Here is a 12,401-nt window from a genome sequence, read left to right on the forward strand (position 1 = left end):
GCATTTGGTGGATGCCTTGGCATGCACAGGCGATGAAGGACGTGATACGCTGCGATAAGCGTCGGGGAGGTGCGAATACCCTTTGATCCGACGATTTCCGAATGGGGCAACCCACCTTAGATAGCTAGAAAATTTGAATTGTTGGAGTGAAACTGCATGGGTGAGAGCCCATACAGACCGCTAGGTCGTCGGTTCGAATGAACCGCCCCTGCGGAGCGAAGCAGCGCAAGCTGCGACAGCGTGAGCAAGAACAGTTCAACTTTCTAGTTATCGTAATAAGGTATCTACACCTGAATACATAGGGTGTTAGAAGCGAACCTGGGGAACTGAAACATCTAAGTACCCAGAGGAAAGGACATCAAACGAGACTCCGCTAGTAGTGGCGAGCGAACGCGGACCAGGCCAGTGGCAATAGGGAATAAAGTGGAAGAACCTGGAAAGGTTTGCCGAAGTGGGTGATAGCCCCGTACACGTAGAACACCTGTTGTCCTTGAGTAGGGCGGGACACGTGAAATCCTGTCTGAACATGGGTCGACCACGATCCAAGCCTAAGTACTCGTGCATGACCGATAGCGAACCAGTACCGTGAGGGAAAGGTGAAAAGCACCCCGACGAGGGGAGTGAAACAGTACCTGAAACCGGATGCCTACAAACAGTTGGAGCCCAAGGTTCGTCCTGGGTGACAGCGTACCTTTTGTATAATGGGTCAGCGACTTAGTGTATCGAGCAAGCTTAAGCCGGTAGGTGTAGGCGCAGCGAAAGCGAGTCTGAACAGGGCGTTCAGTTCGATGCATTAGACCCGAAACCAAGTGATCTAGCCATGAGCAGGTTGAAGGTACGGTAACACGTACTGGAGGACCGAACCCATATCTGTTGCAATAGATCGGGATGACTTGTGGCTAGGGGTGAAAGGCCAATCAAACTTGGAGATAGCTGGTTCTCCGCGAAATCTATTTAGGTAGAGCGTCCAGCGAATACCCCCGGGGGTAGAGCACTGAATGGGCTATGGGGACTCACCGTCTTACTGATCCTAATCAAACTCCGAATACCGGGGAGTACTACTGGGCAGACACACGGCGGGTGCTAACGTCCGTCGTGGAGAGGGCAACAACCCTGACCACCATCTAAGGTCCCTAAGTTATGGCTAAGTGGGAAAGGATGTGAGGATCCCAAAACAACCAGGATGTTGGCTTAGAAGCAGCCATCATTTAAAGAAAGCGTAACAGCTCACTGGTCTAAATAAGGGTCTTTGCGCCGAAAATGTACCGGGGCTAAAGCCATACACCGAAGCTGTGGATGCACATTTGTGCGTGGTAGCGGAGCGTTCCGTAAGCCTGTGAAGGGACAGTCGTGAGACATCCTGGAGGTATCGGAAGTGAGAATGCTGACATGAGTAACGATAAAGGGAGTGAGAGACTCCCTCGCCGAAAGTCCAAGGGTTCCTGCTTAAAGTTAATCTGAGCAGGGTTAGCCGGCCCCTAAGGCGAGGCCGAAAGGCGTAGTCGATGGGAACCACGTTAATATTCGTGGGCCTGCAGGTAGTGACGGATCGCGTGTGTTGTACATTCTTATTGGATTGAATGTGCAGCGAAGCGGTTCCAGGAAATAGCTCCTGCATATAGACCGTACCCTAAACCGACACTGGTGGACTGGTAGAGAATACCAAGGCGCTTGAGAGAACTGCGTTGAAGGAACTCGGCAAAATGCACGCGTAACTTCGGAAGAAGCGTGACCTCCATTTAGGCAACTAGGTGGGGGTGGCACAGACCAGGGGGTAGCGACTGTTTACCAAAAACACAGGGCTCTGCGAAGTCGCAAGACGACGTATAGGGTCTGACGCCTGCCCGGTGCTGGAAGGTTAAGAGGAGATGTGCAAGCATTGAATTGAAGCCCCAGTAAACGGCGGCCGTAACTATAACGGTCCTAAGGTAGCGAAATTCCTTGTCGGGTAAGTTCCGACCTGCACGAATGGCGTAACGACTTCCCCGCTGTCTCCAACGCAGACTCAGTGAAATTGAATTCCCCGTGAAGATGCGGGGTTCCTGCGGTTAGACGGAAAGACCCCGTGCACCTTTACTATAGCTTTACACTGGCATTCGTGTCGGCATGTGTAGGATAGGTGGTAGACTTTGAAGCAGTGGCGCCAGCCATTGTGGAGTCATCCTTGAAATACCACCCTTGCCTATATGGATGTCTAACTGCGGCCCGTTATCCGGGTCCAGGACCGTGTATGGTGGGTAGTTTGACTGGGGCGGTCGCCTCCTAAAGAGTAACGGAGGCGCGCGATGGTAGGCTCAGAACGGTCGGAAATCGTTCGTCGAGTGCAATGGCATAAGCCTGCCTGACTGCAAGACTGACAAGTCGAGCAGAGACGAAAGTCGGTCATAGTGATCCGGTGGTCCCGCGTGGAAGGGCCATCGCTCAACGGATAAAAGGTACGCCGGGGATAACAGGCTGATGACCCCCAAGAGTCCATATCGACGGGGTTGTTTGGCACCTCGATGTCGACTCATCGCATCCTGGGGCTGGAGCAGGTCCCAAGGGTATGGCTGTTCGCCATTTAAAGCGGTACGTGAGTTGGGTTCAGAACGTCGTGAGACAGTTCGGTCCCTATCTGCCGTGGGTGTAGGAATATTGATAGGATCTGTCCCTAGTACGAGAGGACCGGGATGGACGTATCTCTGGTGGACCTGTTGTCGTGCCAACGGCATAGCAGGGTAGCTATATACGGACGGGATAACCGCTGAAGGCATCTAAGCGGGAAACCCACCTAAAAACGAGTATTCCCTATCAGAGCCGTGGAAGACTACCACGTTGATAGGCCGGGTGTGGAAGTGCGGCAACGCATGTAGCTTACCGGTACTAATAGCTCGATCGACTTGATCACTCCCATTTACAATATCCATCAAGCGTAGCTTGATGAAAACTTTGCCCCTCACGCCTTATTCACTTCGTGAATGGCGTCCTAAGAGGGCGGCGCAAAGGCGCCGGCACACAGTCGTGTGCTTATTGTTTATCAGCGTTTATCGCTGATTTATCTGCACGAAAGACAACCAGCTTCTCATATTTGTGTTCTTCGCCGACCTGGTGGTTATGGCGGAGCGGCTGCACCCGATCCCATTCCGAACTCGGCCGTGAAACGCTCCAGCGCCAATGGTACTTTGTCTTAAGACACGGGAGAGTAGGTCGCTGCCAGGTCTGCCAAGCACACAAATAACATTCCATCTTCTCAAAACATACAAAACAGCTTTCGTAAGCGCGATGCGCAAAAACTACCCAACCGGTTCAAAATAAACACCCATAGCGCGGGGTGGAGCAGCCCGGTAGCTCGTCAGGCTCATAACCTGAAGGCCGCAGGTTCAAATCCTGCCCCCGCAACCAAATTCCCACGAAAATACATAAATCTCTCGATCATATCCGATGTTCGTATCTTTGCGAGCTGGCTCCTTCTTCTCGCAGAAGACCGTTCGACCTAAAATCGATGCGCGGAAGCGAGTTCTATACGCACGCACCGCAGCGCGCTCATAACCCCAAGGGTGGGCAGCAAAAGGTACTGATCCAGCGAAACAATCCCCCGACAACGCAACCAGGCACCAGCCAAAAACCAAATCAAAACCCGCCGCAACGCGGGCTTTTTTTTGACCAAAGCAGCCTAGGCAGCTGCAAAACCTCCCCGTCCCAACCATAACGACAAACTGATCTGCTTAAGCTATCAAACAGCCTCGTTATCAAAGGAAGACAATCGTGAACCTCGATCGCTCCGCGCTGGCTGATCTCAACATATTCGTGACAATCGTACGCCGCAAAAGCATGAAAATGGCTGCAATCGAGCTCGGCGTAACAACCTCAGCTATCAGTCATCGTATGAAAAATCGAGTGTGTCCGGAAGCCTGGCTCCCAATGCCCACTAAGTGAGGGACTTATTCATATTGATACCCGTCACATGAAATCCCGTTGCATCATAAACATGCCTGGCACGCGCGTTGTCAGCGGACTGTTTCGTGCTGGCGATATGTCCGGTGCAGATCGCTGAGCCTGTCTTGGTGCCCGGATTTATGCCGCTCGAGCTCACTCGAATACCGGCCTATACGTGGAAGAAACTTTCAACTGCATCTTTATCGGGAACAAAATGGCTTCAGATTCATTTAGTTCGAGCGTTTGTCTGGGAATCACCGGATGATTTGCTGTGTCCAGGTTTCCGGTCGTCACAAATCGGGAGTTTGGGGGCATATCGGTTTTCAACGATTGGAGTTCATTATGGGGATTTTCGATAAGATCAAGAACGCCATTTGGGGCGAGGCACAAGCGGCAACTCCTGAGGCGGAAACGGCTGCACAGCCTGCTCCGACACCGACCGCTTCCTCTACTGCCGCCGCTCCGGCGCCATCTGCATCCGCTGCCGCGGGCGCTGTCGACGTAGGCGCCATTCTGGACGCTGCCGTTGCCAAAAGCGGCCAGAAGCTCAACTGGAAGACTTCGATCGTCGATCTGATGAAGGCCCTTGGCCTCGACAGCAGTCTGGAGCACCGCAAGCAACTCGCCAAGGAGCTGGGCTATACCGGCGACACAGGCGATTCCGCGACCATGAATGTCTGGCTGCACAAGCAGGTTATCCAGAAACTCAAGGATAATGGCGGTAAAGTTCCCGCCGGATTGTAATCAGGAGGGTTCCCGATGGGAAGCGCAGGAATTGGCTGGATTGCGGCGATCATCATAGGCGGCCTGGCCGGCTGGATTGCCTCCAATTTCATGAACAGCAATACCGGGATATTCATGAATGTCATTCTCGGTATCATCGGCGCAGCCGTAGCGAGTTTTATTTTCGGATTTCTCGGTGTTTCGTTCGGCGGCTGGCTGGGCTATCTGATCGCGGGCTTTATCGGTGCCTGCATATTGATATGGCTGGGCCGATTGGTAAGCTAGCAGAAAGGCGCCGTAAGGCGCCTTTTTCTTTTGGTGCGTTATTTTCTCGCCCTATGTTGGGCGAGAAAAATACGGTCGTCGCGATTGGAACAAATGATTGCGAAGACAACCGCCAGAGCTGCGCCCAGAAACGTATCGAGGATACGTTCGGAAATCATACCATTGTGGGACACTCCGGGCATTGCCAGATAGGTCATCAAAAGCGCCATCGGAGTTACCAGAATCTGCCCCAGCGCATAATTGCTGCCAATAATGACCTCGGTGGTGAATTGCAGTCCGGCCAGGATTGCAATGACGCACCAGAGACTGGGGCCTTGCGCAAGCACCAGCCATGTAATCAAGGCGCCCAGAAGCGTGCCTGCCATGCGTTGCAAGGCCCGGTTCATGCTGATGTGCAGATGCGCGCCCTGCATCACGGCGACAGCGCCCATGGCTGCCCAGGCTGGGTGGATGGCGCCGAGAGCATAAGCGGTCAGCGCGGCAATTGCGGCACCAAGCGAAATCCGACCGGCGGCAATAAGCCGGTGAGCGATCGGGCGTGACGGCTCGGACGGAAATGGCTTTTCCGGCGATGCCTGATGACGAAACTTCTCGGTCAGGGCACAGATCAGGCAAGCGAGAGCCGAGACGATTGCTGTCGCGGCGGTACGCTCAAACACAACGTGCAGCGACGCGACCGGCATCATGGAGGCACCGGCTGCGAAGATGAATATGAGCGCGCCGGGTGGTCCGAATTTGCCGGTAACGGTTATGAAAGAGAATATGCCCGCAGAAAGTGCCAGCAGCAAAAGCTGGCCGGGCAAGGGCAAGCCAACCCATGTGGCGAGCGACATGAAAAACACCGCAAGTGTCTGGCAGATCGCGCACAGGAGGACGATCCATTCGCGTTTTGCCTCCGGAGCAAACCGGCCGAACAATGCGACGAGCGAGCCAAGCGAGGCAAAGCCGATCAGATGCGACCATGAGGACAGGCTGACCAGCGGAAGCGCGATGGCAACCGTGGCGGCAGCCTGAAGCCCGGCAAGCGATGAGTTTCGGAGCGATGGCTGGCCAGCAATGGCGATGCTTTCTCGAAACTGCTGAGGCTTCAAAAGGTTATAGGCGGCGTGGCGCCGTCCTGAAAGAGATCGGTCCGCTTTCATTATTCTCGGTCCTGCTCGCGATCGGATTGCATCAGCGTCAGTCGGTGCTCAATGCTGTCAAAGCTGCGAAGCATGATTGCAATGTCATTGTCTGACAGATCGGCGAGCATTTCTTGCTCGCCCTTTGCCAGCTCCTGACGAATTTCGGCAACCCGCTTTTCCCCTTGCGCCGTCAGATGAACCAGCCTTGCACGACTATCCCTTTCATCGACGCGGCGCTCCGCCAGGCCTTGCCGACATAGAATGTCGAGGAGGCGTACGAGACTGGACCCATCTATGCCGACGAGGGCAGCCAGTTCCTTCTGCGTCAGTCCACCGCCGGTCTGGTGAAGGTGGACAAGGGGAACCCAGGTCGCATCAGTCAGCCCGGCTTGGGCAAGGCGGATGTCGAGCGCACGTCGCCAGCGCCGCGCCAGCAGTGAAAAGCGAATACCGAATTGAGAGCGGGGAGCGTCTGAAATCATGAGTTCATTGAGACGCAATATAGTTTGAATTGCAAATCAAATTATATTGCGGAATGCGAATGACAGTTGCCGGAACGGGATTAGCCGCTCCGACTTATGGCCTGTCTCTATTGCGGTAAGCGAGCGATGACTTTGATTTCAAAGTCGAAACCGGCGAGCCAGTTGACGCCGATAGCAGTCCAATTGGGGAAAGGTGGGGCGCTGAAAATTCGGTCCTTGACCTGCAGGACGGCCTCGAACTGGTTTTCAGGATCGGTATGAAAAGAGGTTATATCAACAATGTCATCGAAAGTGGCACCGGCTGCCTTCAGTGTCGCTTCAAGATTATCGAACGCGAGTTGAACCTGCTTTGCGAAGTCGGGTTCGGGCGTGCCGTCGCTGCGGCTTCCAACCTGACCGGAGACAAACAGCAGGTCGCCCGAGCGGATAGCGGCGGAATAACGATGCTTGTCATAAAGGGCACTGCGGTCGGCGGGAAAAATTGTTTCTCTTCTGGTCATTTTCGTTTTCCTTTTTGATGCTGGGGCCTGCGTTATCGGAAGATTTTTGTATCTGCGGCTTCACAAACAACCGGGATATTTGATATACGTCACGTATACTAAATATTCATATACGATCCGTATGTCAATTAATATACGGTGCGTATATCAAAAAAGGTGTGACGATGGCCATGAACCTGCGCATCAAGGCGATGGAAGAAAACCGGGTGAAGCTGATAGCGGCAGCCCGGAAGGCTTTTGCGGAAAAGGGTTATGCCGCCGCCTCTATGGATGAACTGACTGCGGAAGTCGGGCTGACACGTGGTGCGCTCTACCATAATTTTGGAGATAAGCGCGGGCTGCTGGCGGCTGTGGTCAGCCAGATGGATGGCGAAATGGCCGAACGTGCTCAAGAGATTGCTGCGCGGGCGGATAATCTGTGGGAGGGGCTTTTGGCGGAAGGGGTTGCCTATATCGAGGCGGCACTCGATCCTGATGTCCAGCGCATCGTGCTGCTTGATGGACCGGCGTTTCTCGGCGATCCATCACAATGGCCGAGCCAGAACAGTTGTCTGCAGGCGTCCCGGCAAAAGATTGCTCTTTTGATAGAGCAAGGCGTGCTGAAACCGGTCGACCCGGAAGCCGCCGCACGGTTGCTCAACGGGGCAGCATTGAATGCGGCGCTCTGGATTGCCGCCAGTGAAGATCCGAAAGGGGTTCTTTCGAAGGCGATTGATGCCTTTCGAGCGCTTGCAACCGGCCTGCTTGCAAAGCCGGTTTAGATATCAGGTAGTCTGGATCGCAATCCGGTTGCCTTCGCTGTCCCTGATCTCCGCGACAAAGCCGTTTCCAACCGGCGTTTTCGGGAACAGCATTTCGCTGCCCTCTTGCGCGGCCTTGGTGATGACGGTGTCCACATCGTCGACATTGAAATAGATAATCGCGCCATGCACGGTTGGAATATAGACGTCGCCTTCGGCAAGCGCGGCACTCGCGCCATCCTTGCCTTCTTCAAAAGGGAAATAGGCCATTCTGTTTCCGTGTATCGTAACGACGTCACCAAAAGTCACTCCGAACACTGCGGAGTAGAATCGCATAGCCCTTTCAAGATCAGCTACCGGTATTTCCACATGGGCGATCAGGTTCATTCTTGCTCCGTTCTATCTAACCACATGGAATGTAAGCCATAATCAGTTCGGCTGCCACATCGCGGATGGAATTTGAATCCGGTTGACGGAGATGCGTTAATTGTTCAGTTTTTATTGACTTGGTATATTAGTGAAACATAACAAACGGATCCTGACACGGAGACCATATGGCGACTGAAGGACTTGGACAGACACTCGGGCCTGCGGTGGTTCTGCTTGCCGCCGGTGTCGTGGCGGTGCCGTTGTTTCGGAAACTGGGTCTCGGTTCTGTGCTGGGATATTTCGCCGCCGGTGCCCTGGTGGGGCCTTCGGTCTTCGGCTTCTTCACTGACCCCGCAACGATCCTGCATTTTTCCGAACTTGGCGTCGTCATGTTCCTGTTCGTCATCGGACTTGAAATGCGCCCTGGCAAGCTCTGGACGATGCGGCAGCAGATATTCGGTCTCGGTCTTGCACAGGTTCTGGGCTGTATCGCCCTTCTGACAGGGGCAGGGGTTCTTCTGGGCCTGTCTCCGATAACGGCCTTGATCGCGGGGGCTGGCTTCGTGCTGTCTTCCACAGCTGTCATCATGTCGATGCTGCAGGAGCGAGGCGAAATAGCCACGCCCGACGGACAGAAGGCCGTTTCCATTCTCCTGCTCGAAGATTTGATGATCGTTCCGCTGCTGGCGCTCGTTGCTTTCCTTTCGCCTTCCCAGCATGAGTCCGGCGGAATCCTGGGCATTGTGACGGCCATTGGCGCCATTTTGCTGCTGATTGCTGTCGGGCGCTGGCTGCTGGATCCGTTCTTCTCCTTGCTGGCGCGTGCGAGGGCGCGCGAGGTTTTGACGGCTGGCGCACTGATCGTCGTGCTCGGGGCTGCCCTGCTGATGGAAGCGAGCGGCCTTTCCATGGCGATGGGCGCTTTCCTGGCCGGGGTCATGCTGTCTGGTTCCAGTTACCGGCACCAGATCGAAAGTGACATCGAGCCGTTCAAGGGGCTCCTGATGGGGCTGTTCTTTCTGGCTGTCGGCATGTCGCTTGATCTCGGCGTGGTTGCTTCGGACTGGCCCACGGTCCTCATCTTCCTCATTGCCTATGTGATTACCAAGGCAATCGGCATCTATGCCGTCGCCCGAATTTTCGGCTCCAGCCATCGTTCGGCGCTCGAACGGACGTTGCTCTTCGCGCAGGGCGGAGAATTCGCCTTCGTGCTCTACACGTCGGCATTCGGTAACGGGTTGCTTTCAGCACGCGACAATGCGCTGTTTTCGACTGTCATCATTCTATCGATGGCCGTGACACCGTTCGTGCTGCTTCTGGGTTCCCGACTTTTGCGCGAGGAAGCGCCTTCTCTCGAAGGCGTTGAAACCGCTCATAATCTCAAAGGTCGGGTGTTGATGATCGGTTTCGGGCGTTTTGGACAAATCGCGGCGCAATTGCTTCTTGCCCAGAGATCGGATGTTTCGATTATCGAAGCCGATCCCAACCGTATCCGTGAAGCCGGGCGGTTCGGTTTCAAGATATTTTATGGCGATGGATCACGTCTCGATATCCTGCATCATTCAGGTGCAGACGAAGCGGAAGTCATCATGATCTGCGTGGATGACCGAAAGACGGCCAATCGCATCGTGGAACTGGTCAAGTCTCATTTCCCGGCAGCAAAGATCATGGTGCGTTCCTACGACCGCACGCATTCCATCGAGTTGTTGAAAGCAGGTGTGGATTTTGAACTGCGCGAAACGTTCGAATCTGCACTACTTTTCGGAAAGGAAGCGCTTTGTGAGCTTGGTCTGGATGAGAGTCTCGCAGAGGATACGCTACGCGATATTCGCATGCGCGATGCTGAACGGCTGACGGCACAGGTGCAGGGCGATATCTATTCGGGGGCCGATCGGCTGCTCACCGGCGTTCCTGTTCCGGAACCGCTGACGCCGCCCGGCAAGGTTACGAAGCTTGCCGGGGATGAAGGTTCAAACTGAACAATATGGATGGTGCGGGGCTCTAGTCCCGCAGCGCCATCTGAAGCTCGGCATGACGTCCCAGCCTCTCCATCAATTCGGTAAACTGGGGGGTGCGTTCAATCTGGCGTCCATAATGTCTGCGCAATGCGGCGGTCAGTTCGCCTCTGCGTCCAAGCTGCTCGTCGGCAAAGCCGATCATCTGGGAGTTCGGCCATGCCTGGGGGCGAATGGCGACAAGGCGGGTGAAAAGGCTTTCTGCCGTCTCGTCCGGATTGGCCTGTGCCATAAGCGAAACCATTGCCGCCGTCGAGCGCGACACGCCCATATGGCAATGGACCAGCAGGTGGCTCGGCGCTTGCGGGTTCTGTGTCTTCTGGAATTCCGAGCCGAACTGCAGGATCGCATTCACATGGTCGGGCGTTGGCATTGTGTGGTTGTCGGCTGCGTTGATGATGTCGTGAAAACGCAGCGTTACACGATGGTGCTGCTCGAAAGTCTGAAACGCATCCAGTTCCGGAAGGTCCGGATCAACCAGCGAAAGAACATGGGTGACTTTGCGCGTCCGCTGATCGGGCAGTTCCTGAATTCCACACACAGTCAGTTGCGGGGCGAAATGCACAGTCATGCCAGTCTCCTTGAATTTCAGTTATGCTGTTCAGTTTGCATTGACGAATGGTGATACACCGGCGGGACGACATTTTCATGGCTGCTATCAATCCCTTGGAAGCTGTCGTCTGGCCCATTCTCTTTCCGGAATTGCCCTGCCGATATTGTAGCTGAAAGAGCCAATCACCATCGTTTCCGCATCGACCTTGCATGTGAAGTCGATAGCATACCACTTGCGCTGGCTGCGAAAGGCGCCGTCGCTGACGGTCAGGCCGGTTGTCGAAACGGAGCCGCCTTCACGCGCAAGCATATCCGGAAAAGCACCGGCTTTATGGCGGCGCACCTGTTCAAGCGCTTCGATGCCGCAAATCTGGATGATCCGGTCCTTTGGCGCGAGCTTTCCCAGCGCCTGTTTCACACGGGGATCGGACATGGCGTCCTTCGAATAGATTTCACGCGCTCGCGTCAGTTTCTTGGCAGGCGTCGCCGGTTTGGGAGTATCGGCTTTTTGCTTCGGTGCTGTTTGAGTTTTTTCCGCGGCGGCCTGACCGGATTCAGATGGTTTCTCCGCTTGAAGAAGCTGTTCGGAAGGCTGGCCCTCCGTCACAGAAGGTTTTTCTTCCGCCTTGTCAGCATCCGTTGTGGCTGCAGTCTCGGAGGGTTCGTCCGGCTTCTGTATTTCTTCAGGCGCTGCGGGCGGCAGGTCCTGTTCTGGCGGTGACTTCACGTCTTGCTTCGCCGAGGCAGATTCGAATGCCTGTGGCTGCGGTGGAGGTGCGGCTTGTTCCGGCGTCTTTGGTGCCTGTTGCTGAGGCTTCTTTTCAGGGGGTGGTGGTTGAACCAGCTCCACATTGACGCTTTGTTCCGAAGCCGGCGAAGGGAGTGCCGGAAGGCGGACCAGAAACAGAGTTGCCAGCACCAGATGCAGGACCACTGAGGCTGGCAAGCCCCAACCGGCCTCTTGCAAAACTCTTCTGGTGAACTGCAACATGGATCCAACGATCAGGGACTCGAAAGCTTTAATCTAGAGCGCATCCTGAAAAGTGTGAAACGGTTTTCGGGTACGATGCGTGTCAAAATAAAAAGTCAGAGACCGACATTCGGCCGGTCGATCACCTCACGCAGCGCAAAACTGGAATTGATCTTCACGACATGCGGAAGAGCCGAGAGCCAGTCGCGATGGATGCGCTCGTAATCCTCAAGATCACGCGCCGCAACGCGCAGAATATAATCATATTCCCCCGACATCAGATAACAGACAAGTACGTTGGGACAACGCTTCACTGCAGCCTCGAATTCGGCCAGCGTCTTGGCGAACTGTCCGGAGAGTGAGATATGGACAATTGCAATCATCCGGTATTCGAGCGCCTTCTGGGACAGGCGGGCATGATAACCGGCGATTACATCGCTTTTTTCCAGAATGTCGAGGCGACGCGAACAGGCTGAAGGCGACAATCCAACCTTCTCCGCAAGTTCTGCATTGGTGATGCGCGCATTGGCCTGCAATGTCCTGAGAATTGCAAGATCGATAGGATCAAGATTGCTCATTCGAAGAACCTTCGAAAAAGAGGATCATCTGCACAATAATTCACTAAAAAACCTGCGCAGGCAAATCTTCTTTGCAAGGACATTGCAAGCCGCAGATGTTCTCATTTTCGGATCGACAACGACCCACGGCAAGTGGGCAAAAAATGAG

At 54.6% G+C, this 12,401-nt stretch carries 12 protein-coding genes, 1 tRNA gene and 2 rRNA genes (1 of these 15 cut by a window edge); 8 read left to right on the forward strand and 7 right to left on the reverse strand.

Annotated elements, in window-relative coordinates; all coding sequences use genetic code 11:
* From OHI65_RS05370 to OHI65_RS05395, 6 genes are all read left to right on the forward strand, one after another.
* Window positions 1–2,887: ribosomal RNA gene (locus tag OHI65_RS05370) — 23S ribosomal RNA — on the forward strand (it extends 17 nt beyond the left edge of the window).
* A 196-nt stretch (window positions 2,888–3,083) separates the two neighbouring features.
* Window positions 3,084–3,198: ribosomal RNA gene (gene rrf, locus OHI65_RS05375) — 5S ribosomal RNA — on the forward strand.
* A 106-nt stretch (window positions 3,199–3,304) separates the two neighbouring features.
* Window positions 3,305–3,381 (forward strand) — tRNA-Met (locus OHI65_RS05380).
* 435 nt (window positions 3,382–3,816) lie between these two features.
* Complete coding sequence (locus tag OHI65_RS05385; RefSeq protein WP_231771604.1) at window positions 3,817–3,915, forward strand: hypothetical protein; 99 nt, start codon at window positions 3,817–3,819, stop codon at window positions 3,913–3,915.
* A 342-nt stretch (window positions 3,916–4,257) separates the two neighbouring features.
* The gene (locus OHI65_RS05390) at window positions 4,258–4,659 is read left to right on the forward strand and encodes a DUF3597 domain-containing protein (protein WP_125302760.1); all 402 of its coding nucleotides are present in this window, start codon (window positions 4,258–4,260) and stop codon (window positions 4,657–4,659) included.
* Between the two features lie 15 nt (window positions 4,660–4,674).
* Window positions 4,675–4,923 carry a GlsB/YeaQ/YmgE family stress response membrane protein gene (locus OHI65_RS05395; RefSeq protein ID WP_010659353.1) on the forward strand — a complete coding sequence of 83 codons (249 nt, stop codon included), beginning with the start codon at window positions 4,675–4,677 and terminating at the stop codon, window positions 4,921–4,923.
* 38 nt (window positions 4,924–4,961) lie between these two features.
* Here the strand turns inward: OHI65_RS05395 and OHI65_RS05400 are convergent, their stop codons facing one another.
* The 3 genes from OHI65_RS05400 to OHI65_RS05410 all read right to left on the reverse strand — a co-directional run bounded on the left by OHI65_RS05400 (window position 4,962) and on the right by OHI65_RS05410 (window position 7,029).
* Window positions 4,962–6,065 carry an FUSC family protein gene (locus tag OHI65_RS05400; RefSeq protein WP_125302763.1) on the reverse strand — a complete coding sequence of 368 codons (1,104 nt, stop codon included), beginning with the start codon at window positions 6,063–6,065 and terminating at the stop codon, window positions 4,962–4,964.
* A complete protein-coding gene (locus tag OHI65_RS05405) occupies window positions 6,065–6,529 on the reverse strand; it encodes a MarR family winged helix-turn-helix transcriptional regulator (RefSeq protein ID WP_029929966.1) in 465 nt (154 codons plus the stop codon). Before OHI65_RS05405 ends, OHI65_RS05400 begins: the two co-directional genes overlap by 1 nt.
* Window positions 6,530–6,636: 107 nt before the next feature.
* Window positions 6,637–7,029: a RidA family protein gene (locus OHI65_RS05410; RefSeq protein WP_029929969.1), complete on the reverse strand. Its 393-nt coding sequence runs from the start codon at window positions 7,027–7,029 to the stop codon at window positions 6,637–6,639.
* 164 nt (window positions 7,030–7,193) lie between these two features.
* On the opposite strand from OHI65_RS05410, the gene OHI65_RS05415 reads away from it, so the two are divergent.
* Window positions 7,194–7,790, forward strand: coding sequence for a TetR/AcrR family transcriptional regulator (locus OHI65_RS05415; protein ID WP_029929971.1), 597 nt, complete (start codon window positions 7,194–7,196; stop codon window positions 7,788–7,790).
* Between the two features lie 3 nt (window positions 7,791–7,793).
* On the opposite strand, the gene OHI65_RS05420 is transcribed toward OHI65_RS05415, so the two are convergent.
* Entirely contained in the window at window positions 7,794–8,156 is a 363-nt protein-coding gene (locus OHI65_RS05420; RefSeq protein ID WP_125302765.1) for a VOC family protein, read from the reverse strand.
* Between the two features lie 167 nt (window positions 8,157–8,323).
* On the opposite strand from OHI65_RS05420, the gene OHI65_RS05425 reads away from it, so the two are divergent.
* Window positions 8,324–10,117 carry a monovalent cation:proton antiporter-2 (CPA2) family protein gene (locus OHI65_RS05425; RefSeq protein WP_125302768.1) on the forward strand — a complete coding sequence of 598 codons (1,794 nt, stop codon included), beginning with the start codon at window positions 8,324–8,326 and terminating at the stop codon, window positions 10,115–10,117.
* Between the two features lie 22 nt (window positions 10,118–10,139).
* On the opposite strand, the gene OHI65_RS05430 is transcribed toward OHI65_RS05425, so the two are convergent.
* The 3 genes from OHI65_RS05430 to OHI65_RS05440 form a co-directional block, all read right to left on the reverse strand.
* Entirely contained in the window at window positions 10,140–10,724 is a 585-nt protein-coding gene (locus OHI65_RS05430) for a tyrosine phosphatase family protein (RefSeq protein ID WP_125302771.1), read from the reverse strand.
* An 87-nt stretch (window positions 10,725–10,811) separates the two neighbouring features.
* Entirely contained in the window at window positions 10,812–11,651 is an 840-nt protein-coding gene (locus tag OHI65_RS05435; protein ID WP_235824337.1) for a DUF930 domain-containing protein, read from the reverse strand.
* 140 nt (window positions 11,652–11,791) lie between these two features.
* Window positions 11,792–12,253, reverse strand: coding sequence for an Lrp/AsnC family transcriptional regulator (locus OHI65_RS05440; RefSeq protein WP_010659344.1), 462 nt, complete (start codon window positions 12,251–12,253; stop codon window positions 11,792–11,794).
* Window positions 12,254–12,401 lie beyond the last annotated feature (148 nt).

The sequence above is a fragment of the Brucella sp. MAB-22 genome (assembly GCF_025908475.1).
Taxonomy (GTDB): Bacteria; Pseudomonadota; Alphaproteobacteria; order Rhizobiales; family Rhizobiaceae; genus Brucella; species Brucella anthropi.